We start from the raw sequence: 25,112 nt of genomic DNA on the forward strand, positions 1-25,112 counted from the left end.
CGTGCTCCGAGTCGAACGAGACGTCATCCACGCGTTGCTCGGAGACGCCGACACCGGCCACGCCAAGCGGGTCGAGGCCTGGGTCGGGGGAAGTCTGGACGACATGCCCGAACTGCTCCGCCTGGGCGTCGTGGCCGAGTCGGTGCTGGTGGCGACCGTTCGTCGGATCCTTCCGTCGCGTCCGCTCGTCGACCTGCTCGGGATGATGGAGCGGAGTCCGATCGGGCTGTTGCAGCAGTACCCGCGGCTGTTCCGCTCGTTGGTGCTCTTCGGCGACCTCGAGTCGTCGCCGACGTCACGGTGACCGCGCTCGAGACCGAGGTCCTCGTCGTCGGATCCGGCGCCGGGGGAGCGACGACGGCCGTGACACTCGCCGAGGCGGGGCGCGACGTGATGGTCCTCGAGGAAGGGCCGTGGGTCGCTCCCGACGCCGTCGAGGCCTTCTCGCTGGACGAGATGGCGCAGAAGTACCGCCATCACGGATCGTCGGCCGCGCTCGGCAACCCTCCCGTCGCGTACGCCGAGGGCCGGTGCGTGGGCGGGAGCACCGAGGTGAACAGCGGGTTGTGGCACCGAGTCCCCGACGAACTCGCCGATCAGTGGCGGCAGACCTACGACATCGACGGCTTCGACGCCGTCACGCTCGACCGCTACGCCACGAAGGTCGAGGCGTGGCAGTCGGTGTCGCGACTCCCCGGACCTGCCCCCGAGTCCTCGGAGATCCTCGCCCGGGGCGCCGAGCGACTCGGCTGGCGGGCGACCGAGTTCCCGCGCGTCTACCGGTATCCCGAGGGGGGCCGGGCCGAGAAGCAGACGATGACCCGGACGCTCCTGCCTCGGATCGTCGAGGCGGGTGGCGAGGTCGTCGCCGACAGTCGTGTCCGGCGACTCCTCCGTGATGGTCGTCGTGTGACCGGCGCCCGGGTGGTGCGACGACGCCCCGACGGGACCTCCGAGACCGTCGACGTTCGCGCCGATCACGTGGTGGTCTGCGGCGGTGCGGTCCACAGTCCTGCGTTGCTCCAACGCAGCGGCTTCCGTCGCGGGATCGGCGGCGGCTTGAAGATGCACCCGACGTTGAAGGTGGTGGCCCGCTTCCCCGATGACGTCGACCACGACGACGTTCCCATGCATCGAATCACCGAGTTCTCACCCGACATCGCCATCGGCGGTTCGGCCAGCCGGCGTGGCCACATCGGCCTCTCGCTGTCCGACTCCGGTGCTGACGTCGGCCGGGCACTGGTCGGCTGGGAGAAGATGTTCGTCTACTACGCGGCCATCCGCAGCGATGCGGGCGGGCGCGTGATCGCCGTTCCCGGCGCCCCGACGCCGCTGGTGGCGTATCGGCTGACCGATGCCGACATCAGCCGGCTGGCACGGGGGCTGATCAGTCTCGGACGTGCCCTGTTCGAGGCCGGAGCGACCGAGCTGTACCCGTCGGTCCGAGGCGGATCCATCGCCCGTCATCCGCGCGATCTGATCCGCTGGTGGGACGAGATCGACCGATCGACTGCCAATCTGATGACCGTGCACCTCACGTCCTCGATCCGCATGGGCGAGTCACGCGAGCGAGCGGGAGCCGACAGCTACGGACGAGTGCACGGCGCGGAGAACCTCCGTGTCAACGATGCATCGCTCGTTCCGGACGCTCCCGGTGTGAACCCCCAGGCGGCCATCATGACCATCGCGGCGCGCAACGCCGACCACTTCCTCTCGGAGCTCGTATGAAGGCAGACGTCGAGGCCGCCTCGTCGGTCGTGGTCACGGGTGCAGGCGGGTGGCTGGGCCAGAATCTCGTTCGAGTGCTCGCCACCGATCGGTCGCAGATCCGTGCTCTCGTGCAGACGCCGGCCGAGGCCACGCTCCTCGAGTTGATCTCTCCGTCGATCGAGCCGGTGGTCGGCGACGTGCGCGATGCCGATGCGGTGGCGCAGCTCTTCGACGGCGTGGCATCGGCACCCGTCTTCCATGCCGCCGCCGTGATCCACCCCGATGGTCGGACGCGACAGCTCTTCGACGTCAACGTCGGGGGCACCGAGGTCGTGCTCGACGCCGCCCGACGTTCGGGTGCTCGCCGCTTCCTGCACGTCTCGTCGAACTCGCCGTTCGGAGCGAATCCGACGACCGATCACCGTTTCACCGAAGCCTCACCGACCAACCCGTACTTGGCGTACGGGGCGTCGAAGCTCGAGGCCGAACGACTGGTCGGCCGAGCGCAGGCACGCGGTGACCTCGAGACGGTGATCCTGCGCCCGCCGTGGTTCTACGGTCCCCGGCAACCGGAACGTCAGACCACCTGGCTCCGCACGGTGCGCCGTGGACGGTTCCCCCTGGTCGGCGACGGGAGCAACCGTCGCTCGATGGTGTTCACGGGCAACCTGGTCCACGGCTTGCTCCGAGCCGAGGTCGCGGCTGCCGCGCCCGGTAAGGCGTACTGGATCGCCGATCCCGAGCCCTACGCGATGACCGAGGTCCTCGCCGAGGTCCGTCGGGCCTTCGAGGCGGAAGGACTTCCGGTCTCGGGAGGCCAACCACGGCTTCCGCGCCTGGCCGGCGTCGTCGCCGAGCGAGTCGATCGCATGCTGCAGTCGACCGGCCGGTACATGCAGGCCGTGCACGTGCTCGGCGAACTCAAGGACACCATCGCCTGCGACGTGTCGCTCGCCCGCGACGAGATCGGCTACGAGCCGCCGACGACGCTGTTCGAGGGAATGCGCGCCAGCATCCGTTGGTGCCGGGCCCACGGGGCGACGCTGTGACCCGCACCGTCCTGGTCACCGGGGGCAGTGGCTACTTCGGCTCGATCCTCGTCGACAAGGTGCTCGCCGCCGGCGACCGGGCGCGGATCCTCGACGTCAACGAGCCGGAGCCCCGCGACGGCGTCGAGGTCGTGATCGGTGACGTCCGTGACCGCGACGTGGTCGCCGGCGCCTGCGACGACGTCGACGTGATCCTCCACAACGTCGCCCAGGTCCCGTTGGCGCGAGATCGCGAGCTGTTCTGGTCGGTGAACGTGTTGGGCACGGCCAACGTCCTCCTCGCGGCGCGCGATCGCCAGGTGGCCAAGGTCGTCCACACCTCGACCAGCGCGATCTACGGGATCCCCGAGGAGAATCCGGTCGACGAGGACAGCCCGCCTGCGCCGCTCGAGGCGTACGGGCGAGCGAAGCTCGAGGCCGAGTCGCTGTGCCGCGACGCCACGGCGTCCGGACTCGACGTGACCATCGTCCGTCCGCGAACGATCCTCGGGCACGGTCGTCTCGGCATCATGGCGATGCTCTTCGACCTCGTCGCCGAGGGTGCTCCGGTCTTCGTGCTCGACGGAGGACACAACCGCTACCAGTTCGTTCACGGTGACGACCTGGCCGATGCGTGCCTCCTCGCGTCCGGTCGCCCGGGACCGACCAGCTACAACATCGGAGCGCGGGAGTTCGGCACGATGCGCGAGACCCTGACAGCGCTCTGCACCCACGCCGCCACCGGCGCACGCGTTCGCTCTGTGCCGTCGGCGCCGGCTCGCCTCGGCATGCAGGCGGCATCGGCCGTCGGGCTCGCGCCGTTCGCCCCCTATCACTGGCTCCTCTACGGCGAGTCCCTGTGGTTCGACACCTCGAAAGCGGTCGACGAACTCGGATGGGAGCCGGAGCATTCCAACGCCTCGATGGTCATCGAGTCATATGAGTGGTACCTGCGACACCGTCACGATGCGGAGTCGTCGGGACGCTCACACCACCAGTCGCCCGCTCGATCCAAGGCCCTCCGGCTCGCCCGGCTGTTGCGATGACCCGATCGCCGGTCGTGCAGCGCGTCCTGGGGGCGTTCGTCCGCAACCCGTGGATGAGCGTCTGTGCCCTCACCGCGATGGTCGTGGCTCCGCTCGTCGCCGGGTTGATCGCCGTCCGGACGCCGCCGTGGATCCCGGTGCTGGACTTGGCGATGACCGAGTTCCGTGTCCGCGATGTCGGGTCGTCTCACACCCCTCTGATCGGACTTCCCGGCCGCATCGGACCCCTCGACGCGGAGGGAAGCCACCCCGGACCGCTCAGCTTCTGGGCACTCGCCCCCACCTACCGACTGCTGGGCTCGACGGCGTGGTCACTCCTCGTGGGCAGCGTCGTGCTGCACACGACCGCAGTCGTGTCGACGCTGGTGCTCGCCCGACGCCGTGGGGGCGATCGCATGATGGTCGTCGTGGCGGCGCTCCTCACGGTGCTCGTCGCGGGGTACGGCATCAGCGTGTTGTCCGAGCCGTGGAACCCCTATCTGCCCCTCACGTTCTGGGTGGCATTTCTCGTCGCGTGCTGGTCGCTCGTCGACGGAGACTCCGTCGGCCTCCCGGTGGCAGTCGCAGCCGGGTCGTTCGCGGCGCAGACGCACGTGCCCTACCTGGTCGCGTCCCTGGGGGTCGGCGCGCTCGCCCTGGCCGTCTGGGCCTGGAGGGCACGGAGGATCGGCGACGGGCGGGCGGCAGCCCGTTGGGCCTGTGCAGGTCTGGCGTTGGGTGCCGTGCTCTGGCTGCCACCGACGGTCGATCAGATCCGTCGGGATCCCGGCAACTACCGGACCCTGATCGATCACTTCGCGACGCCGCCGGAGGAGGAAGAGGTCGTGGGTCTCGGAGTCGCGGCAGGGCAGGTGGCGCGACGACTCGACCCCTGGCATCTCGTGGTCGACAGTGCGATCGAGCCCGGAGTTCTCGTGCCCGGCTCGGCCGACCGCCCTCCGTCCCCGGTCCGGGGCGCCGTGGCCGTCGGCGTGTGGACGCTGGCTGCGGGATGGTCGTTGGCCCGACGCGACCGAGGCCTGCTCGCCCTGCACGCAGTGGTCGCCGTGGGCCTGGTGGTCGCGGTGGCATCGGTCAGCCGGATCTTCGGATTCGTCTGGTACTACCTCATGTTGTGGATCTGGGGCCTGTCGGCGCTGATGATCCTGGCCTCGGTCGCCACGGCGTGGCGGGTGCTCGGGCCGCGGCTCGGCTCGGTCCGTCGGTCGACCATCGGGGGACTCGTCGCGCCGACCGCGCTCTTGGTGGCGCTGCTGCTGTCGGCAAGGGTCGTGACGACCGCTGGTGACGCGACGCCGTCCGACACGTATCTCTCCGACGTCCTGCGCCCGTTGGTCTCGGCGACCGCCGACGCGCTGACCGCCGGTCTGGGGCCCGCGACCGGTGCCGACGACCGCTACCTCGTGGCGTGGGACGATCCCGTCCACATCGGGTCGCAGGGCTACGGGCTGCTCAGCGAACTCGAACGACGTGGGTTCGACGTTCGGGCGGAACCACGACTGCGGGTGCCGGCGACGCCGCACCGATCCACGGGCAGTGACGGCGCTGCGGCCCGCGTCGTGCTCGCCACCGGGGTCGCGCTCGATCGGTGGGACGCCCGTGACGATGCCGTGCGGGTCGCCGTGGTCGACGACCGTACGCCTGACGAACTGCGAGAACTGGAGCAGCTGCGCAGCGAGGTCCGGGCCGAGCTCGAGGAGAAGGGCCTCGACGAGCTCGTTCCGTGGATGGACACGCAACTCTTCGCCCTGTCGGTCGACACTCGGCTGTCCGTCGACGCACAAGCCCGACTCGCGCGCATGCTCCGGATCGGTGTTCCGACAGCGGTGTATCTGACACCGGCGGAGGCTCCGTGACGCACAGCGCGCGTCTGCATCGGACCGGGCTGCGGCTCTCCGTTCACCTCCCGTGGATGATCGCCGCAGTACCGGTGGTCGTGGTGACGGTGCTGGCCGTGACCGGCGACTGGCTGCCGATGGGGGACAACGCCTACTTCCCGATACGGGCCGCCGACGTCGGGACCACACATCATCCGCTCATCGGCGCATGGAGCTCGGGCTCGATGTCGGTGGGCGTCGACGTGAACAACCTCGGTCCGATGCAGTTCGACCTGCTCGCCCTGCCCGTCAGGGTGGGTTGGATCAACGGGACCGCGATCGGCGTGGCGGCGATGAACATCGCTGCGATCGCCACAGCGTGCTTCGCAGCCCGCCGCGTCGCCGGCGCGCTGGGATCGCTGGTTGTCGCAACGGGTGCCGCCGCCTTGTGCTGGACCCTGGGCACCCAACTCCACGAGCCGCAGCAACACAGCGCAATGGTTCTCGCTGCCTTCGCGTTCACGGTCCTGGTCTGGGCGATGGTCGCCGGCGATCTGCGGTCGCTGCCGTGGGCGATCGGGGTGGCCAGTCTCCTGGTGCAGACGCACCTCACCTATCTGACCTCGATTCCGATCCTGGGCGTCGGTGCTGCGGTGGTCTGTTGGGTGGGATGGCGTCGTCGAACACGTTCGGAGGAGGCGCCGAGCACCGTCCGGGGCGTTGTGGTCGCCAGCGTGGTCGTGACGGTGCTCTGTTGGGCCCAACCACTGCTCGATCAGTTCGCCGGCCGCGGGAATCTCGGCAACGTGGCCAGCGCCGCGGGTGCGGGTCCGGAGTCTGCCGGGTTCACGCATGGGTTGCGGTCGGTCGCCGAGGTCGTCGCCTTGCCGCCCTGGTGGTTCCCGTCGTCGTACCGGGACTTCGATCCCAACGCCCTCGGCAGCCTGGGCGTCGCGGTGTTCGCGCTGGTGCTGGTCGGACTGCTGTTGGGCGGCTCCGGCGTGCTCGCCCACCGCTCGGACGATCGTGTGGGCGTGGCCGCGATCGCGACCTCGGGAGCAGTGCTTGCACTGGCCCTGGTGTCGGCGACGTCGCAGGTGCCCACCGGCGACTTCGGTCTGGTCGCGGGGAACTATCGATGGCTGTGGGCGGCGGCCGCATGGGTGTGGGTCAGCGTCGCCGTGGTGGTCGCGCGGGTCCTCGCCGTCAGACTCGCAGACGCGACCCGACGACGCCGGTCCGGGGACACTCGGGTCGAGGACGCCTCCCGAGCCCCCGTCCGGATCGGCTTCGCAGTCCTGGTGCTCGTTGCGGCGGTGGCGTCCCTGCCGGGCGCGCGAGCCGATCTGGTGGCCAGCCACGAACCGTTGGTCCCAGTCGCCCGGGACCTGATCGCCCAGCTCGGACCGCTGGAGGACCTCGACCTGATCGAGATCGACCGACGGGGGATGCTCTTCGGGGAGCCGTACTCCTACGTCGTCATGGCGCACCTCCAGGCCCGTGGTGTCGCGTTCGAGACCGTGCTGGACATCGACGTACTCCGCTTCGGCAGCGGTCGAGAGCCCACCGGCGACGCCGCGGGAACGATTCGCTTCGCCAACGGGAACGACGCGCTCGATGCGGCGCCGGGCGAGCAGCGCATCGCGTTCGCGACGGGGTTCGACGAGGACGACCTCGCTGAGCTGGAGCACCTCCGGGCGTTGCCGGATCCGTCGCAGGAGGAGGCGGCGCTTCTCGGCGGGATCGAGGCGCGGTGGAGGGTGTCGACGGTCGGCGTGTTCTTCCACCCAGGCGCAGACGCAGAGGCCGCAGGTTGACCGGCGGCGAGAGTCGAGCGGTTTCCATGACGGCGCCTCGCGAGCCGCTCGGCGGCCGTCGATGGTGGTTGGTGTTCGCATGCTTGGTCGTCATCTCCGGTGCGTGGTCGCTGGCGTCGCCGCCGCAGTCGGGTCACGACGAGCACTCGCACGCGGTGCGTGCGGCGGGCGCTGCTCGCGGGCAGTTGCTGGGGCCCGAGGCGATCGATCCGTTCCCGGTGATGTACACGCAGATGATCGCGGTGGACGTACCCGAGGCCTACATGCTCCCGTCCGACTGCTTCCGGGCTCGCCCTGACGTCCTGCCGTCCTGTGCGCCGGAGTTCGCTGGGGGCGACCAGCTCGTTCCCGGCTTCACCTATCAGTTCCGTAGTCCGCCGTGGTGGTACGTCGCGGTGGGTCTCCCGACCCTCGTCGACCCCGGACTCACGGGGTATCTCCTGATGCGCTTGCTCGGCGTCGCCCTCTGCATGGCGGTGCTCACCTCTGCGCTGGCGTCCGCATCCCGGTTCCGTCGTCCTCGGCTCGGGATCGCGGCCGTGATGCTGGCGACGACGCCCGAAGTCCTGTACCTGACCGCCCACATCAACACCAACGGCATCGAGATCATCGCGGCGACTGGGCTGTGGGCCAGCCTCCTGGTGATGGTGCGCGCCCCGGACGCGGTGTCGGCCCGCCTCGTCACCCGTGCCGGTGTCGCCCTGACGGTCCTGGTGGGTGCTCGTGGTCTGTCGGTGCCGTTCGCCGCGGGGATCGTGGCGGTGGCGTGCCTGATCGGCGGATGGAGGAACTCCCGACAGCTGTGGCGCCGTCGCGACGTCCGGGCATGGACGATCGTCGGGTTGCTCGTCGCGGGAGTCTCGCTGGTCTATGTCGACCACGTTCGCCGATGGCTCCCCATCCACCGGCCGGGTCAAGGCATCGGTGACGCGGTCGGGCGGCTTCCCTGGTACCTCGAGCAGGCGGTCGGCGTGTTCGGCTCGAACGAGGTCCGCCTGCCGGCGGCCGTCCTCCTCGTCTGGGTGGCCGGGCTCCTCGCGCTGATGGGCATCGCCGTGCGGCGAGGCGATCGTCGGGCGACAGCCCTCGCCCTGGCAGTGCTGGCCGCCGGCATCCTGGTCCAGGTGGGTGCTGAGGGGTTCGCCGTACCCCCGATCGGCTTCTTCTGGCAGGGCAGGTACGCGCTCCCGATCCTGGTCGGCGGGCCGATCCTCGCCGCTGCCGGCCTTCCGGCACGGGATGTGGGGCGCTCGACGGCGAGCGACGATCGTCGACTCGACCTCGGTGTGGTCGTGATGGTGGCGGTGGCGTCGGGGTGGATCGTCTCGTTCGCCGCCGCGATCCGTCGGTACGCCGTGGGCACGTCCGGATCGTCCTCGCCGGCGAAGTTCCTGGTCGATGCTCGCTGGTCTCCGGCGACCGGCCCTGTCGTCATCCACCTCGTCGTCGCCGTCGCAGCGGTGTCGGCGCTGCTGGCGGTGCTGGTCCGCTGGACGGGCCCCGACGCCGACGCCCGACCTCAGCGGTCGCTGTCGAGCGCGACGAGCTGAGGAACGAGCCACCGGCCCACTGCACGCGTTCCGTCGTCGGAGAGGTGCACCCCGTGCGGCCGGAGGTCGACGTCAGACCCGTCGGCGACCCGTTCCTCGAACCAGGCAGCCATGTCGATGACGGTGACGGCCGGGCGTTCGGCGCCCACCTCGCGCAGCAGTTCGTTGAAGCGGTCCATGCGTCGAGGATCACGGTCGACGGGATCGTCCCCTGTCGCCGGGACCTGCTGTGGGTCCGTTCCGATCCGCGGGCTGGTCAACAACACCACGTGCTCCGCTCCGGTGCCGAGGACGTCGACCGCTCTCCGGAGTTCATCGAGCGCCAGCAAGTCGTACGCCTCGTCCCCCGGGCCCTGCCATGTCTCGCCGCCGTCGATGCGTCGATCGATGACGTCGAACGGTCCGACGAGCACGACGGCGACGTCCGCCGGATGTGCCTCGAGCACCTCCGTCCATCGTTCGGGCCAGTTCAAGCACTCGTCGGGGAGCGGGCCGCTGCGGCCGCCCACTCGGCGCTGGTCCCCACGGACCACGCCGCACCCGAGCGTGGCGGAGCCGGGCACCACGGTGGCCTCTGCGTCGTCGCCGCGCTCGTCGAGTCGGTCACGGACGCCCAAGCCGAGGACGAGTGCCGTCGAGTCGCCGAAGAAGGACACACGGACCCGACCGGACGACACCGAGTCCGGTGTCGCCGAGCCCGCCACCAGGTCGTCGAGACGACGGGCGGCGTCGGCCAGGTCGGCTCCCTCGTCGGCCGGTGCGGGCAGCGCCAGGGTCAGCGCGACGATCGCGATCACGACGACACCGATGGCGACGAACGCACGCTCGATCCCCGCGGACCCTCGGCGGATGGGTTGCTCGAGGAGGTGTGACGAGAGCACTGCGAGCGCGATCGATCCACCGACCTGGAGCAACCCGGCAACGGGCTCGACGAGGTCCGGCATCCGCGCGTCGACCCAGAGGTACACCGGCCAGTGGTACAGGTAGGTGCCGTACGACACGGTGCCCAGTGCCACCAACCCTCGGCTGCGGAGAAGTGACCGCAGTGGCCCGGGCCGGAGTCCTGTGACGATCAGGACCGTCGACACGAGGCCGAATGCCAGGAGGCCGCCGTTGCGGATGATGGGATCGGTGAGTTCGACGGTCCACCACGCGGCGATCGTGGCGCCCAGCGCGACCACGCCCAGCGCGCTCGCCCAACGGCGCAGCGGCGCACGGTCGGGAGCGGGGTCGGCCCGGTTCGGCCAGGTGGAGCCCACCGTGGCCGCGAGCGCACCGAGGAGCACCTCACCGGCTCGGATGTGTGTTCCGTAGTACACGAGGTCGAGGTCGTCGGTGGCGACGGTCGCCACGATCGACATCGACAGCGCGGCGAGCAACACGAGGCGCAGTCGTCGCCGTCCCGTCGCCTGGTCGGTTCGGCGCAAGCAGAGCCACGCGACCACGGGCAGGATCAGGTACACCTGCTCCTCGATGGCGAGACTCCAGTGGTGGGCCACGGGCGAGGGGTCGGCGAAAAGATCGGCGTAGCCGTCCGGGCTCAGGAAGAACCACCAGTTGGACACCTGAACCGTGGCCGAGAGGAGGTCCTGGAGCGGGCGGGGGCCACCCGAGAGTTGTTCCGTGAGGACCAGTACGGCCACCCCGGCGAGGGTGACGGCAGCCGCGGGAAGGAGGCGTCGAACCCGTCTCACCCAGAACCGATGGAGGTCGGGGCCGGTCGTGTCGGTGGAGGAGAACGCGGAGGTGAGGAGCACACGCGTGATCAAGAAGCCCGACAGCGTGAAGAACGTCGAGACCCCGAGGAAGCCCCCGACAGCCCACGGGACGCCGAGGTGGAACGCCAGGACGGCGGCCACGGCGAGACCACGGACCCCGTCGAGTTCCGGTCGGTGGTCGGCGTCGGCGATCTCCGGCGCCGGATCACCTCGCGGCGCGACGCCGGTCTGGGTCACGGACCCTGGTCGGGACGCAGGGCGGCGACCCGGAGCAGCATGGGCGTGGCCACGAGCACGAGGACCGGCTCGTAGGGGATGCGATAGCGGAAGTTCCCGTACAGGAGTACCCCGTACAACACGAGGGAGACCGCCGGCAGCGCGAGACAGGCGCGCACCCACGGCTCGGCGAGCTGTCGGCGGCCGGAACGGACCATGCCCAACAGGAACACGCCGAAGAGCGCATACCACGAGAAGTCGGCCACCACCGCGAGGGACGGTCCGAGGGTCCCGAGCACCGGGTCCTCGGCCTCGATCCAGATCTCGACCACCTTGCCGTCGCCGCTCACGAGTTGGATGAGCTTCAAGGGGATCAGCGCGACCACCTTGTGGGGGTTCGACGTCGCCCACCGCCGAGCGTCCTCGCGCAACAGCCGAGCGTTGGCCAGCTCGCGCTGCGCTCCGAACGGGGTCTCCGCCGCTGGTTGGAGGACCTCGGACGGGGCGTAGGTGGCACCGCCGTCGGCGGTCGGGTTGTGCCCCGCCCAGATGGTCTCGCCGGAGTTGGCGGAGAGGCCGACCGCCTCGCCGGCGACCCGCTCGTTGCGGGCGGCCCACGGTGCGACGATGACGGCTGCGACCAACGCTGCGGCGAGGAGGGTGGGCGCGACCCGACGTAGGGGGACGACACGCCACCATCCGACCAGTGCGACCAGGCCCAGGAGCATGCCCTCGCCGCGGGTCAGCGCGGCAGTGCCGATGAGGAGACCGAACGCCAGTGCGGTGCCGACGCTGGGCCTCCACCGCACGACGAGCCACACGGCGAGCAGGAGCTGGACGGTGGCCAGAGGCTCGGTCAGGATGGTGGCGGCGAAGAGCCACTGGCCAGGAAGCAACGCCACGACGGCGGCGGCCACGACGGCGGGTCGGCGCCCGAGCGTTCGTGCGCCGACCAGGTAGGTCAACGGCACCGCCGTGAGCGAGAGGGCCGCGTTGAGCATGAATCCCCACGTCGGATCCGGCCCGGTGACGCGGTACACCAACGACAGCAGGAACGCGTAGAGCGGCGGCCAGCGGACCGTTGGTTCGCCGAAGATCTGGTAGCCGTCGCCCCGCGCCAGGCCCTCGGCCATGTGGTGATAGAGGAACTGGTCGTTGAACCCCAGTTGGTCACGGTCGGCGAAGAAGGCCACGCCGAAACGAAGGACTGCGCCCACGGCCACGATGGCGGCGAGCCATCGCAGTGCCCGCTCGCGGTCGAATTCGCCTTCTCCGTACGCAGTGGCGCGACGGCGGCTGGAAGGGGCGGCAGGCATCGCGACGTCACTCTACGATGCGCCGCGACCAGGCACGGTTCCGGTCGCGGCCCCGGATAGGGTGTTGCTCGTGGGTGCCGCCGAGACCAGGACGCCCGCACGCGGACCGGACCACGCCGACGGGGTCGACGAGCCTGACGTACACGCACTCGAGTTGGCCTTCGTGGTCCTCGCGGTCGTGGTCAGTCTGGTGTTCCGCTTCGTCACCCGTTCGCCGATGTGGCTCGACGAGGCGCTCAGCGTCAACATCGCGCGGCTCCCGGTCGGCGACATCTTCGACGCACTGCGGCACGACGGTCATCCGCCGCTCTACTACGTCGTCCTCCACTACTGGATGGAGATCTTCGGCGAGGGCGACCAAGCGGTCCGTGCGTTGTCCGGGGTGTTCTCGGTCGCGACGCTGCCGTTGGCCTGGCTCGCCGGTCGCCGGCGCGGCGGAGAGGTCGGGGGCGCACTCGTGCTGCTCGTCACCGCGGTCGCACCCTTCTCGCTGCGATACGCCACCGAGGCGCGCATGTACTCGCTCGTTGCGCTCCTGATGCTGGGCGCTTGGCTGGTCGCGGACGACCTCCGCTCGTCGCCCAGTCGGTCGCGGTGGCTGCTCCTCGCGCTGTTGACCGGAGCGTCGCTCCTGACCCACTACTGGGCGATCTATGCCGGGATCGCTGCAGTCGTCCTCCTCGCGTGGCGGTGGTGGCGCGCCGACGAACGTGCCGCTGCGCTCCGTGTCGGGTCGTCCCTGGCTGCGGGCGTCGTGTGCTTCCTCCCATGGCTCGGCGCGTTCCTGTATCAAGCGGCACACACCGGCACTCCCTGGGGTTCGGCCGCCCGTCCCACCCAGGCCGTGATGGAGCTGGCGGTGGGCATCGGCGGCGGGGCGTTCCCCGAAGGAACGCTCTTCGGGATGACCGTGTTGTTCGCCGTGGCGGTCGGCCTGCTGGCCGTGGAACGCGGTCGGTCGACGATGGTCCTCGACCTCCGAACCGCATCGACCGTCCGGCCCGAGGTCGCCCTCGCCCTGTTGACCCTGACCGTCGGCCTGACCGCAGGAGCGCTCTCGGGGGGTGCCTTCATCGCTCGCTACGCCGCGGGACTGATCGCGCTGTTGTTCGTCGCCGCCGGCATCGGCCTGTCGATGCTGCCGCGACCGTGGCCACTACGCGTCGTCGTCGTCGGCCTCGTCGGTCTCAGCGCGGTCGGCGCGGCGAAGAACGTGACCGACAGTCGCACGCAGGGCGAGTCCATCGCCGAAGCGCTCAACGCTGCTGCCGCTCCCGGTGATGTGGTCGCGTTCTGCCCCGACCAGATCGGGCCGTCGACACTTCGCAGTCTGGAGCCGGGTGTCGACGCGGTCGCGATCCCGACGCTCGATCGACCCGATCGCATCGACTGGGTCGACTACGGCGATCGCAACCGGTCAGCAGACCCGTCGGCGCTCGCCACATCGCTCCTCGAGCGGGCCGGCGATGGCGTGGTCTGGCTGGTCTTCGCCGACGGCTACCGCACGTACGAGGAGCTCTGCATCGGCGTGCTCACCGAGTTGACGACACAGCGGCCGGAGCGATCGGTCGCGCAGTCGGCGAAGCCAGTGGGCGAGCCGTCGACCCTCTACCGCTTCGACCCCTGACCCACGTCCGCTCCGTCCTCAGCCGACGGCGTGGAGCGCGACCGCAGCCGATCGGCGGATGACCATGATGTCGGCCGTCCGGATGCTGGCCACGCGAGTCGACCAGCAGTCCACGACCCCTCGCCCCTCTGCGACCTCGAAGAAGGTCGTCATCGGCCCCTCCTGCTCGTAGGCGTCGGCGTCCACGACCTCGACGGTCTGGTCCCGCATGGTGATGTCGTAGGTGCTCATGTGACGACCGTACGGTGATGCCCCTGTGTGGCGGAAGGGGGACAACCCTGTGACTTGCGGTCGTTCGCTGTCCACACCCTGTGGGTAGCCGTTCGACGGCGCTCAGCCGGTGGTCGATGCCAGGTCGTGTCGTGGAGGGCCGAGGCCGGCGGCCTTCAGCAGTCGGAGGACCCTTCCGCGGTTGCCTCGGAACGGTTCGAGGAGCTCGATCATCTGTGCGTCGGTGCCGCGTCGCTCGCCGGTGAAGACGAACGAGACCAGGTGCTTCAGTGCGGCGTCGCCGACGGGGACGGCGTCGGGGTCGCCGAGCGCGGCCTCGCGCACACGCGCCGATGTCCAGACGCCCAATCCCGCGATCGATCGCAGGCGGGCCTCGGCGACCTCGGCCGGATCGTCGACGACGGACTCGACCGTCGCTGCCCGGGCCGCAGCCCGGCGCACGACATCGGCCCGCGACCGTTCGAGCCCCAGCGGGTGGAGGTCGTGGTACCCCGTCGAGGCAAGGGTCCGAGCGTCCGGCGGCAGGAGGAGGTCGACTCCCGGCCCGCCCGGAGCGGGCTCGCTGAGCGCTTCCACGAGCTGGCGGTAGGCGCGCTTCGCCTCGAAGGGCGACACCCGTTGTGCACACACCGCTGGCACGATCGCCTCGAGGACCCGCCGGGTCGCGCCGACGCGGAGCCCCGGGATCCGGGCCTGCAGGTCGGTGATCAGCGGGTCGCTGGTCTGGAAGACCGGGTCGTCGCCCTGGCCCACCAACTCCGGGACCTGGTCGAGTGCCCAGTCCGCGCCGTCACCCCACGCAGCGGCGCGGAGTTCCTGTCCGTCGACGAGGAGATGGAGCGTGGCGGGGCCCTCCGGCGTCCGCGACGCGTGGAACGCCTCGTCGGACTTCAGCTTCGTGCACGGATCACCTCGTCCGATGCGGGTCGGGGCCAAGGTCAGACGCAGGTCGAGCGGGCGTGCCAGCGGGATCACGCGGGTGCGAGGAACGTCCATCATCGGTCTTCCGTCCGACGACGCCGACGCCGATCGCGCCAGTCCTCCTCCGAGACCGCCCACCGCTCGTGGTCGCGCCACTCGCCACCGATCTGGAGGAAGCGGGGCGAGAAGCCCTCGAGCCGGAAACCCGCCCGGATGGCGAGTCGACGCGACCGTTCGTTCGAGGGCTGGATGTTCGCCTCGAGACGGTGCAGTCGGAGTTGGGTGAAGGCGACCTCGAGCACCATCGCCACGCCTTCGGTGAGGTGCCCGCGGGGTTGCTCGGTCGTGAACGAGGCCCAGCCGAGTGCGCCGGACTGGAGGGCGCCGCCGGTCATGTTGTTGATGTTGACGAAGCCGACGATGACGTCGTCTTCGCGCCGGCACACCAGGAACTGCTCGACGTCGACCCGATTCCCCTTGGCGATCCACGTCCGGTAGGCCGACACCGTCTCGGAGGCGTAGACGAACGGCTCGAGACGGCTCTGCTCCCGCAGCACGCAGTCGACGAACTCACGGCCGTCCGCCTCGGTCGGCTTGCGCAGGTAGCTCGACCCGTGGGCGGCGACGGCACGACGCATGTCAGCGGACCTCGGTCCCGGCGGCGACCCGGCGGGCCCACGCATAGTCGGGTTTGCCGCTGGCGCTGCGCCGGATCTCGCCGACCTCGACGTAGTCCTTGGGGAGCTTGAAGCGAGCGAGGTGGCCGCCGGCATGCGCGGCGACGACGTCGAGGTCGAACCCGTCGCCCGGGGCGACCACGGCGACGATCTCCTGCCCCCACTGCTCGCTCGGGCGTCCGACCACGAGGACGTCGTAGACGCTCGGATGGTCCTTGAGAGCCTGCTCGACCTCCTCGGCGTGGACCTTCTCGCCACCGGTGTTGATGGTGACCGACTCCCGGCCCAGCAGTTCGATGTGACCGTCGAGGCGAAGGCGTGCCCGGTCGCCGGCGACGGCGTGCACGTCGCCGTCGATGACCGGGAACGTGGCCTCGGTCTTCGTGCGGTCGCCGAGGTACCCGAGCGGGACCCGCCCACGCTGCGCGAGCCATCCGATTGCGTCCTCGCCGGGCTGGAGCGGTCGGGTGCGGTCCTCGTCGAGCACGATCGTGGTGTCGGATGCAGCGAACACCCCGGGTTCCGCGGCGTCGTCCTCGCTGGAGGTGCTCACCCCGTGGCGACCCGTCTCCGACGACCCGAGGACGTCGAGGATGCGGAGACCGGGGAGGAGCTCGTGCAGTTGACGTTTCAGTGCCGGCGACAGGATCGCTCCGCCGGTCATCAACAGGCGGAGATGCGACAGGTCGCGGGCGGTCCGGCCCATCTCGTCGACGAGTGGGCGCGCGAAGGCGTCGCCGACGATCAGGAGTGATCCGACGCGCTCACGAGCACAGACGTCGAGGACGTCGGCCGGGTCGAGCCGATCGGTGTCGTCCTGGATCACGACCGTCCCACCGGCCAGCCAGCACGACAGTGCATTCCAGTGGGCAGCGCCATGCATGAACGGGGGAGCGGGCAGCGCACGTGGTCGATCGGGGCGGCGTGCCCGCTCCACGATGTCGTGTTCGGATCCCGCGATGCCGAGCGCGCTCGCGAGGAAGTCGTCCTGGCGCCACAGGACACCCTTGGGCTTGCCCGTGGTACCACCGGTGTAGACCACGTATCGATCGTCGCCGTTCCACTCCAGAGCGGGTCGGGCCGGCGCTGCTCCGGTGAGGAGGTCCTCGTAGGGGACCGATCCGGGCACCGGCGCGACCTCGGATCCGTCGTCGACGACCACCAGCAGACGGACGAGCTCGCATCGATCGAGCGCCTGCGAGAGCACCGGGGCGAAACGGGCGTGGTAGACGATCGCAACCGCGGCGCTGTCGTCGAGGACGTGCGCGAGTTCGTCGGCGGTGTAGCGGTAGTTGACGTTGACGGCAGCGGCTCGGGCCTTCCAACAGCCCACCATGGCCTCGAGGTACTCGTTCCCGTTGGTCAGATACAGCGCGACGTGATCGTGCGGGCTCTCCCAGCCGTGCTGGACCGAGCGGGGTTCACCACCGATGCCTTCCGCCAGTATCCCGTTCGCGAAGCGGCGGGTCCGGTCGGTCACCTCGGCCCACGACAGCCGCCGGTCGCGCCAGACGATGCACTCCCGATCCGGGGCGACGGCGGCGATCGCCTCGTGCAGCGCCGCGATGTTGTGACCGCTCACGCGCAGGTCATCCTCGATGGACGGATGCACGGCATCCGCCCTGGCCCGAGCGGTCGCCTAGGCGACCGACGGGTTGCCCTTCTCCGTGATGGTGACGGAGTTCATCTTGTCGCCGACCGCGATGGACTGCGCGATCTCGACGCCAGAGGTGACGTGACCGAACAGGTTGTAGAGCTTGTCGAGCTTGCGGGTGCAGTCGTCGATGCAGATGAAGAACTGGCTGCCGTTGGTGTTGGGACCGGCGTTGGCCATGGCCAGAGCGCCGAGCGTGTACTCGCCCTGCACCGGCTCGTCCTCGAACTTGTAGCCGGGGCCGCCGCGACCGGTTCCCTCGGGATCGCCGCCCTGGACGACGAAGTCGGGCACGACGCGGTGGAAGGTGAGACCGTCGTAGAACCCGTCGCGGGTCTTGCACACGAACTCGTTGACGGTCTTGGGGGCCGCCTTCGGATCCATCTCGGCGACGATGTCGCCCTTGTCGGTGGCGAATGTCACCTCGTAGACGGTGTCGAGGTCGATCTGCATGTCATAGGGCTTGGCCATGGCCGAACCCTAGGGGGCGGGGGCCTCGAGAACCACGCCCCGGGGCGCCGATGCCGCTGCCGGAGTGGCGTCGAGGGTCCCTAGGCTCGTGCCCATGTCGATGCCCCACGATGCGCGTGAGCGCGCCGACCTCTGTGCACGGTTCGCAGCGCTCGGCCCCGATGCGCCGACGCTCTGCGGCGACTGGACCACCGGCGATCTCGCCGCCCACCTGGTGGCGCGGGAGCGGAATCCCCTGTCCGGTCCGGGCATCGTGGTCGGCGGGCCGTTCGAACGGCTGACCGACTGGGCGATGCGTCGCGAACAACATCGTGGCTACGACGACGTCGTCGATCGGATCCGCACCGGTCCGCCGCTCGTGCCCTGGGGCCTCCCGGTGCTGCGATCGCTGCTCAACCTGAACGAGTACTTCGTGCACCACGAGGACGTCCGTCGGGCCAACGGCGAGGGCCCACGGACCGACCGTCCCGAACTCGAGGATGCGCTCCGTCCCGTGGTCTCTCGCATGGCGGCACTCCAACTGTGGCGTGGCCACGTCGAGGTCGACTTGATCGACGAGACCGGACGCTCGCTCGCTCGGCGTGGCGCGGAACCGCCCCGCATCGTCGGCCGGCCCGGCGAACTGTTGCTGTGGCTGAACGGCCGCGGCTCGGTGGCCGATCTCGCGTTCGAGGGCAGCGAGGCGCAGGTCTCGGCGTTGTGGGAGGCCGACCTCGGGCTCTGACTCAGGCGTCCTCGGCGACGAACGACGACACGCCGGCCCAGATCACCTGGGTGAGGAGTTCGGTCAACTCGTCAGGGTCGGCGCCTTCTTCGAGGACGTGCACTGCGGCGGCCTCCAGCATGCCGATCACGCCGCTCACCAAGAGTCGGGCCTCGGCGCTCCCACCGAGCGACGACGCGATGCGGTCGGTGCGGGCCGCGATCGCCTCCCGGACAGCCGGGTGACGTGACGATCCGGCGGACGCGATGAGATTCCAACGCTCCCGGTGGCGCGACGCGAAGTGGAGGTAGGCGCGGACGGCGGACTCGAGACGTGCCCGGTTGTCGCCGAGCTTCTCGAGCGCGCCGTCGATCTCCTCGTCGAGCCGCGACATCTCGCAGGTGTAGGCCGCGGCGAAGAGACTTCCCCGGTCGCCGAAGTAGGAGTACACGAGGCTGCGGGACACGCCGGCGGCCTCGGCCACCGACTCGAAGGAGACCTCGGCGGGGTCGTGTTCCGCGAAGACGCGCGCTGCGGCTTCGGCGATCTGACGCCGTCGGACCGCGGGATCGAGCCGGGTCCGGGCTCTGGGTCGAGATGTCATCGCGGCCTCCCTCCCCGGCCGTACCGCTGGATCGCCCGTTCAGGCGGAGCCGTCGAGGCTCACGGGATTCGCCACCGGCGTCGCTCCGGTCGGTGGTGCCGTCTCCCCGACGAGGGGGAAGTGGCATGCGACGTAGTGATTGGGGCCGACCTCGCGCACGATGGGCTCCTCGGCGGCACACCGGTCGGTGGCTCGTGAGCAGCGAGTGCGGAAGCGGCAACCCGAGGGGGGATCGAGGGGCGACGGGAGATCGCCGGCGAGGTCACCGGTGTCGGGGACCACGTCGGGGTCGGGGAGCGGGATGGCCGACAGGAGCGCGGCCGTGTAGGGGTGCGCCGGGCGGTAGTAGAGATCGTCGGGCGCAGCGACCTCACAGATCTTGCCGAGGTACATGACCGCGACGCGGTCGGAGACATTCTTCACGACGGCGAGGTCGTGCGCGATGAACATGAGGGTGAGGCCGTAGCGCTCCTTCATGTCCTCGAGCAGGTTGAGGATCTGGGCCTGCACCGAGACGTCGAGCGCCGAGACCGGCTCGTCGCAGATGATGACCTCGGGGTCGAGCACGAGTGCTCGCGCGATGCAGATGCGCTGGCACTGACCGCCGGAGAACTCGTGGCGCCGCTTCGGTCGCGCGATCTCCGGGTCGAGGCCGACGTCGGACAGGACACGGTCGACAAGTTCGCTCCCGCCCTCGGTCTTGTCCCAGATCTCGAGCGGCTCGGACACGACGTCGCCGATGGCGCGCCGCGGGTTGATCGACGAGACCGGGTCCTGGAAGATCATCTGGAGGTCCTGGCGCAGCTTGCGCAACGTCGATCCACGCAGATGGGTGATGTCGGTGCCCTTGAAGGTGACCGAGCCGCCGGCGATGGGCACGAGGCGCATGATCGCCTTGCCGGTCGTCGACTTGCCGCAACCCGACTCGCCGACGATGCCGAGGGTCTCGCCCTTGGCGACGTCGAAGCTCACGTCGGTCACGGCGTGGACGGTGCGTCCACGCCCGGCGGGGAACTCGACCGTCAGGTTCTCGACCCGCAGGACGATGTCGTCGCTGTCGCGCAGGTGCGCGGTTCCGGATCCGGCCATCAGTTGGCTCCGCCGCTGATCGCGACCTCGACGTCGTCGCCGCGGACGACACGGCCTTCGGCCTTGTTGCGGGCCAACGCTTCGTCGCCGGCCGGCGTCCCGACGGGGAAGTGGCAGCGGTACGAATGATCGGGGGTGTCACCCTCCACGAGGGGCGGCTCCTCTTCGAGGCACTGGGGTTGGGCGTAGCGGCACCGGGGGGCGAAGTGACAGCCCGACGGCGGGTTGGCGAGGTCTGGCGGGCGTCCGGGGATCGACGACAGTCGAGTGTGGCTCGGGTACTCGAGCTTCGGGATCGACTCGAGCAGGGCCTCGGTGTAGGGCATCCGCATCGACGAGAAGAGCGTCTTGGCCGAGGCCTTCTCGACGACCTTGCCGGCGTACATCACGGCGATGTCATGCGCGCGTCCGGCGACGACGCCGAGATCGTGCGTGACCAGGATCGTCGCCATGAAGCGCTCGCGCTGCTGGGCGTCGAGCAGGTTGAGGATCTGGGCCTGCACGGTCACGTCGAGGGCCGTGGTCGGCTCGTCGGCGAAGAGGAGCTTCGGACCGCAGGCCAGTGCGATGGCGATGACGACACGCTGACGCATGCCGCCGGAGAGCTGGTGCGGGTATTCGCGCACCCGCTTGGCGGGTTCGGGGATCCCGACCGACTTCAGGAGCGCGACGGCGAGTTCGTTGGCCTCGTTCTTGTCCATGTCGAGGTGGAAGCGGAGCGACTCGGTGATCTGCTTGCCGATCCGCATGACCGGGTTCAGCGAGGTCATCGGATCCTGGAAGATCATCGCCATCTCGGGACCCCAGACCGACTGCATCTCGCTCTGCGAGTAGCCGATGATCTCGGTGCCCTCGTACTTGATCGACCCGGTGCGCTCGACGTTGCTGCGGGGGAGGAGGCCCATGATCGAGCGGGACAACACGGTCTTGCCCGAGCCGGACTCTCCGACGATGCCGAGCGTCTTGCCACGCTCGAGCGTGAGCGACACGCCGTCGACGGCACGGACGCGGCCTCGTGGTGTGAGGAAGTGGGTCTTGAGGTCGGTGACCTCGAGGAGCGGCGCACCGGACGTGGAGTCGTCGGTGGCGGTGATGCGACGAGCCACTAGAGCGCTCCTTCTCGGACCGTGAAGCGGCCTTGGAGCACGTCGCCGACGTAGTTGAGCGACAGGATCGTGAGGAACATCACGCCGGCGGGGAAGAAGGTGACGTGCGGGTAGGAGTCGAGATCGTCGCGGCCGGCGAGGATCAGCTTTCCCCAGGTCGGTGCCGGTGCGCTGACCGACAGCCCGAGGTAGGCGAGGGCGCCTTCGGCGACGATCACCACAGCGATGACCGTGAGGCTGAAGACGGCCATCGGCGGGATCACGTTGGGGAGGATCTCGCGTCGGATAATACGGCCGTTCTTCGCTCCGAGCGTGCGGGCTGCGGTGACGAACTCGCGCTCGGCGAACGCCAGGGTGATGCCGCGTGTGATGCGGGCGAGCGGAGCGATCGACAGGATCGACAACGACCCGATCACCACGGTCAGGTTCGGGCGGATGACGCTGCCGTCGGATGCGAAGATCGAGATCATGGCCAGCGCGAGGACCAGAGCGGGGAACGCGAGCATCACGTCGACCACCGCGGAGATGAAGCGATCGGTGCGGCCCCGGAAGAAGCCGGCGATCATGCCGATGACACCGCCCGTGAGTAGCCCGATGATCACGACGCTGACGCCGATGATCAGCGACGTCCGCCCGCCGTTGGCGACCTGGCTGAAGATGTCGTCACCGTTCTCGTTGGTGCCGAACCAGTGGTCGGCGGAGGGGGTGGAGAACGACGGGTTCGTGATCGCGAACGCGCCGGGCTCGTCAACGAAGGGCAAGTAGGGCGCGCCGGCGCACAGAACGACGATGAAGATCGTCCAGGCGACCGCGAGCCAGAATCCGATGCCCCACCCCTTCTTCTTCGGGAGGTCAGCGGTCTCGGCCGGGGCCGGTGCGGGCTCGGCCGCTTCTCGAAGAGCGACGTCAGACACTGCGGATCCTGGGGTCGAGGGCGGCGTACAGGAGATCGATGACGAAGTTGATGAGGACGAAGCCGATGGCGACGACGGCGACGACCCCCTGGACGACCATGATGTCGCCGCGTCCGATGGCATCGACGAGCATCTGGCCCATGCCGGGCATGCCGAAGATGGCCTCGATGATGACGGTGCCGCCGATGGCGGCACCCGCGTTGATGCCGACGCTGGTCACCAACGACAGGCTCGAGGGTCTGAGTGCGTGGCGGAACAGGATCGACCGAGTCGGCATACCCTTCGCCTTGGCCATGCCGATGTAGTCCTCCTGCAGGGTGGCGATCATGTCGGTCCGCAGGAGGCGCATGTAGACCGCCACCTGCCCGAGGCTGAGCGCTAGGGCAGGGAGGAAGAAGCTCTTCAGGTCCCAGCCCCACGGCTGGAGTAGCTCGCCGACGCTGCTGGGATTCACGTTGCCGCTGACGATCGAGGGGAACCAGCCGAGCTGGAGCGCGAACAGGAAGACGAAGAAGATCCCGGCCACGTAGTTCGGAATGGCCAAAAGCCCAATCGATGTCGAGCTGAGTCCCCGGTCGACCCACGTGTTGGCTCGCCATGCAGCGACGATTCCGGCCGGGATTGCCAGGAGGAGTGCGAGCACCTGGGACAGGATGACCAGCGCGAAAGTGCGCGGCACCCTCGTCGCCAGACGGTCGGACACGGGCTCTTGGGCGCTGTAGGAGAACCCGAAGTCGCCGGTCACCGCGTCGCCGAGCCACTTGCCGTACCGGACGAGGAGCGGGTCGTCCAGGTTCAGGTCGGCTCGGATCTCGGCTCGCCTGGTTTCGTTGCCGCTCTCGGTTTGTAGTACTCGGTCGACGACTTCCTCGGGCGAGTTGGCCACGAAGGTGAGCGAGTACGTGAAGAACGTTGCGACCAGGAGCACGACGACGAGCTGTGCGAACCTCACGAGGACGAACTTCACGGGTGTGGCTGCTTTCTGGATGGAAGACGAAGAGGGTCCGGGGTCCCTCCGGCGGTCGAGCCGTCGGAGGGACCCCGAGTCGCGGTCAGAGCCGAATCACTCGCCGATCCACAGCTGCGACACCTGGTGGGAGCCACCGATGCCGTTGCCGTAGATCTCCGGCGTGCCGTCGGGCAGGACGAAGGTGTCGAGACCGTTCACCTTCGGGTCCTTGGCGATGCCCCACACGGTCCACGAGCTCCACAGGTTGTAGACCTGCTCGCCGAACTGGGTGTTGATCGCCTCGGCCGCAGCCGTGATCTCGGCCTCGTCGGTCGTCTGACGGAGCTTGTCGAGGTTCTCGTCGATGACGTCGTCCGTGATCCGGCCGAAGTTCAGGGCCAGCGCTCCGATGTCGTCGGCGGTCTCGCTGTGCCACCAGATGCGCTGGCTGTCGGGATCGACGCCACCGTGGTTGCGCCAACCGAACATCTCGAAGTCGCCGCTGAGAGCGGTGACGATGAATGCGCCCTGTTCGATCTGGGCGAGCTCGACGTTGAGGCCGACCTGGTCCCAGAACTGCTTGACCAGTTCGCCGGTCTCGAGGTTCGCCGGATCGGTCGTCGTCGTGTAGGCGATGTCGACCGAGCTGACGCCCTTCTCCGCCTTGTACTCGTCGACGAGCGCCTTGGCGCCCTCCGGGTCGTACTCGGGGTAGGGGGTCTCTTCGAGGTAGCCCTTCTGATCGGGGCTGAACGGGCCGTTGGCGACCATGCCGATGCCGGCACCGCGGCGCTCGATTAGCACCTCGTTGTCGATCGCCATGGCGAGCGCCTTGCGGATCCGCACGTCGCTGATCGGGGAGTCGGGGTTCCCGACGTTCATCAGCGTGTAGTTGGTCTCGCCGTACGAGCTGTTCTCGGTGAGCTCGATGCCGTCCTCCTTGCGGAGGTCGCTGATCACGAGACCGGCCGAGGTGTGCATGATGTCGATGTCGCCGGACAGCAGGGCGTTCTTTCGTGCCTGCCCATCGGCGAGCACGCGGTACTCGATCTCGTCGAGGTAGGGCAGACCTTCATCGGCCCGCCAGTACTCGGCGTTCTTGGTGGCGATGAAGCTGCCACCGACCTCGTACGACTTGAAGACGAACGGCCCGGTGCCGACCGGCGATGCGGCGAGCGTGGGGTCTTCTGCGACGGCGGCGAGCCACGTGGGCGACGCCTGGTAGCCGATCTGGCCGGAGAGGAAGCTCGGGAAGCGGTTCCACGGGCTCTTCATGGTCACGACCGCAGCGCTTCCGTCCTCGGACAGGTCGACCGACTCGACGTTGAGGAGCGCCTTCGCGGTCAGGAAGCTGACCAGGTGGGCGTCGAGGTTGGCCTTGATGGCGGCAGCGTCGAACGGCGTGCCGTCGTGGAAGGTGATGCCCGACTTCGGGGTCAGCGTCCAGGCGGTGAAGTCGTCGTTGGGCTCGAACGACTCGAGGAGGTTCGGCTGCACCGAGCCGTCCTCGGCGAAGAGCGTCAAGGTGTCGAACACCGAGCGCATGATCATGTGGCACGAGATGGCACAGACCGAGTTGGCCGGGGTCCATGGCGTGGAGGTGTCGGCCTCGACGCCGTAGACGAGCTTGCCGCCCGGAACTGGGTCGCCGGCGTCGGACTCGTCCGGTTCGGAGTCGGTCGGACCCTCGTCGTTGTTTCCACCGTCTGCGGTGTCGTCATCGCCGCCGCATGCAGCGGCGACCATGGCCAGACCGAGCAGCAGTGCGAGCAACCGCGTCCAGCGGCGCGTGGACTGACTTCTCACGAAGGTTCCCCCTTGGGTTCACGTCACCGAGCGCTTCTCGATGGCGACGGGCAACGAGTTGCCCTGGTGTGGTGGCGACGCAGGTTCCGTGACGGAGGTCACGCCGCTGCGCCGACCGTAAGTCGCTTGTTGGCAGAGTGTC

Annotated in this window: 22 protein-coding genes; 9 read left to right on the forward strand and 13 right to left on the reverse strand. The window is 69.3% G+C overall.

Annotated elements, in window-relative coordinates; translation table 11 throughout:
- The first annotated feature begins 1 nt into the window (after position 1).
- From AB8619_RS07870 to AB8619_RS07900, 7 genes are read left to right on the forward strand one after another with little or no spacing between them, the layout of a single operon-like run.
- Positions 2-304, forward strand: a complete 303-nt coding sequence (locus tag AB8619_RS07870; RefSeq protein WP_436795911.1) for a hypothetical protein — start codon at positions 2-4, stop codon at positions 302-304.
- Complete coding sequence (locus tag AB8619_RS07875) at positions 301-1,728, forward strand: FAD-dependent oxidoreductase (RefSeq protein ID WP_436795912.1); 1,428 nt, start codon at positions 301-303, stop codon at positions 1,726-1,728. Before AB8619_RS07870 ends, AB8619_RS07875 begins: the two co-directional genes overlap by 4 nt.
- Positions 1,725-2,759: an NAD-dependent epimerase/dehydratase family protein gene (locus AB8619_RS07880; protein ID WP_436795913.1), complete on the forward strand. Its 1,035-nt coding sequence runs from the start codon at positions 1,725-1,727 to the stop codon at positions 2,757-2,759. The genes AB8619_RS07875 and AB8619_RS07880 overlap by 4 nt, the downstream gene beginning before the upstream one ends.
- Positions 2,756-3,784, forward strand: a complete 1,029-nt coding sequence (locus tag AB8619_RS07885; protein ID WP_436795914.1) for an NAD-dependent epimerase/dehydratase family protein — start codon at positions 2,756-2,758, stop codon at positions 3,782-3,784. The genes AB8619_RS07880 and AB8619_RS07885 overlap by 4 nt, the downstream gene beginning before the upstream one ends.
- Positions 3,781-5,640 carry an ArnT family glycosyltransferase gene (locus AB8619_RS07890; protein WP_436795915.1) on the forward strand — a complete coding sequence of 620 codons (1,860 nt, stop codon included), beginning with the start codon at positions 3,781-3,783 and terminating at the stop codon, positions 5,638-5,640. The genes AB8619_RS07885 and AB8619_RS07890 overlap by 4 nt, the downstream gene beginning before the upstream one ends.
- 56 nt (positions 5,641-5,696) lie before the next feature.
- The gene (locus AB8619_RS07895) at positions 5,697-7,418 is read left to right on the forward strand and encodes a hypothetical protein (protein WP_436795916.1); all 1,722 of its coding nucleotides are present in this window, start codon (positions 5,697-5,699) and stop codon (positions 7,416-7,418) included.
- Between the two features lie 26 nt (positions 7,419-7,444).
- Complete coding sequence (locus AB8619_RS07900) at positions 7,445-8,968, forward strand: DUF2142 domain-containing protein (protein WP_436795917.1); 1,524 nt, start codon at positions 7,445-7,447, stop codon at positions 8,966-8,968.
- Here AB8619_RS07900 and AB8619_RS07905 read toward each other — a convergent pair.
- Both AB8619_RS07905 and AB8619_RS07910 read right to left on the reverse strand, forming a co-directional pair.
- On the reverse strand, positions 8,938-10,923 hold the full coding sequence (locus AB8619_RS07905; RefSeq protein WP_436795918.1) for an acyltransferase family protein: 1,986 nt from the start codon (positions 10,921-10,923) through the stop codon (positions 8,938-8,940). The genes AB8619_RS07900 and AB8619_RS07905 overlap by 31 nt on opposite strands.
- Positions 10,920-12,218, reverse strand: a complete 1,299-nt coding sequence (locus AB8619_RS07910) for an ArnT family glycosyltransferase (RefSeq protein WP_436795919.1) — start codon at positions 12,216-12,218, stop codon at positions 10,920-10,922. The genes AB8619_RS07905 and AB8619_RS07910 overlap by 4 nt, the downstream gene beginning before the upstream one ends.
- Positions 12,219-12,288: 70 nt before the next feature.
- On the opposite strand from AB8619_RS07910, the gene AB8619_RS07915 reads away from it, so the two are divergent.
- Complete coding sequence (locus tag AB8619_RS07915; protein ID WP_436795920.1) at positions 12,289-13,845, forward strand: glycosyltransferase family 39 protein; 1,557 nt, start codon at positions 12,289-12,291, stop codon at positions 13,843-13,845.
- A gap of 18 nt (positions 13,846-13,863) precedes the next feature.
- Here the strand turns inward: AB8619_RS07915 and AB8619_RS07920 are convergent, their stop codons facing one another.
- The 5 genes from AB8619_RS07920 to AB8619_RS07940 all read right to left on the reverse strand — a co-directional run bounded on the left by AB8619_RS07920 (position 13,864) and on the right by AB8619_RS07940 (position 17,799).
- A complete protein-coding gene (locus tag AB8619_RS07920) occupies positions 13,864-14,076 on the reverse strand; it encodes a hypothetical protein (protein ID WP_436795921.1) in 213 nt (70 codons plus the stop codon).
- 102 nt (positions 14,077-14,178) lie between these two features.
- A complete protein-coding gene (locus AB8619_RS07925) occupies positions 14,179-15,075 on the reverse strand; it encodes a DNA-3-methyladenine glycosylase family protein (protein ID WP_436795922.1) in 897 nt (298 codons plus the stop codon).
- Positions 15,072-15,635 carry a GNAT family N-acetyltransferase gene (locus AB8619_RS07930; protein WP_436795923.1) on the reverse strand — a complete coding sequence of 188 codons (564 nt, stop codon included), beginning with the start codon at positions 15,633-15,635 and terminating at the stop codon, positions 15,072-15,074. The genes AB8619_RS07925 and AB8619_RS07930 overlap by 4 nt, the downstream gene beginning before the upstream one ends.
- Before the next feature lies 1 nt (position 15,636).
- Positions 15,637-17,256, reverse strand: a complete 1,620-nt coding sequence (locus tag AB8619_RS07935; protein ID WP_436795924.1) for an AMP-binding protein — start codon at positions 17,254-17,256, stop codon at positions 15,637-15,639.
- Positions 17,257-17,313: 57 nt separating this feature from the next.
- Positions 17,314-17,799, reverse strand: a complete 486-nt coding sequence (locus AB8619_RS07940; protein ID WP_436795925.1) for a peptidylprolyl isomerase — start codon at positions 17,797-17,799, stop codon at positions 17,314-17,316.
- Positions 17,800-17,893: 94 nt separating this feature from the next.
- On the opposite strand from AB8619_RS07940, the gene AB8619_RS07945 reads away from it, so the two are divergent.
- Entirely contained in the window at positions 17,894-18,523 is a 630-nt protein-coding gene (locus AB8619_RS07945) for a TIGR03085 family metal-binding protein (RefSeq protein ID WP_436795926.1), read from the forward strand.
- Position 18,524: 1 nt separating this feature from the next.
- On the opposite strand, the gene AB8619_RS07950 is transcribed toward AB8619_RS07945, so the two are convergent.
- From AB8619_RS07950 to AB8619_RS07975, 6 genes are all read right to left on the reverse strand, one after another.
- Positions 18,525-19,106, reverse strand: coding sequence for a TetR/AcrR family transcriptional regulator (locus AB8619_RS07950; RefSeq protein WP_436795927.1), 582 nt, complete (start codon positions 19,104-19,106; stop codon positions 18,525-18,527).
- 39 nt (positions 19,107-19,145) lie between these two features.
- Positions 19,146-20,195, reverse strand: a complete 1,050-nt coding sequence (locus AB8619_RS07955; protein WP_436795928.1) for an ABC transporter ATP-binding protein — start codon at positions 20,193-20,195, stop codon at positions 19,146-19,148.
- Positions 20,195-21,301: an ABC transporter ATP-binding protein gene (locus tag AB8619_RS07960; protein ID WP_436795929.1), complete on the reverse strand. Its 1,107-nt coding sequence runs from the start codon at positions 21,299-21,301 to the stop codon at positions 20,195-20,197. Before AB8619_RS07960 ends, AB8619_RS07955 begins: the two co-directional genes overlap by 1 nt.
- The gene (locus AB8619_RS07965; protein ID WP_436795930.1) at positions 21,301-22,215 is read right to left on the reverse strand and encodes an ABC transporter permease; all 915 of its coding nucleotides are present in this window, start codon (positions 22,213-22,215) and stop codon (positions 21,301-21,303) included. Before AB8619_RS07965 ends, AB8619_RS07960 begins: the two co-directional genes overlap by 1 nt.
- The gene (locus AB8619_RS07970; protein ID WP_436795931.1) at positions 22,208-23,182 is read right to left on the reverse strand and encodes an ABC transporter permease; all 975 of its coding nucleotides are present in this window, start codon (positions 23,180-23,182) and stop codon (positions 22,208-22,210) included. The genes AB8619_RS07965 and AB8619_RS07970 overlap by 8 nt, the downstream gene beginning before the upstream one ends.
- A gap of 96 nt (positions 23,183-23,278) precedes the next feature.
- Complete coding sequence (locus tag AB8619_RS07975) at positions 23,279-24,970, reverse strand: ABC transporter substrate-binding protein (protein ID WP_436795932.1); 1,692 nt, start codon at positions 24,968-24,970, stop codon at positions 23,279-23,281.
- Positions 24,971-25,112 lie beyond the last annotated feature (142 nt).

Origin of the sequence: Actinospongiicola halichondriae, assembly GCF_049103745.1 — a bacterium.
GTDB classification, from domain to species: Bacteria; Actinomycetota; Acidimicrobiia; order Acidimicrobiales; family Salinilacustritrichaceae; genus Salinilacustrithrix; species Salinilacustrithrix halichondriae.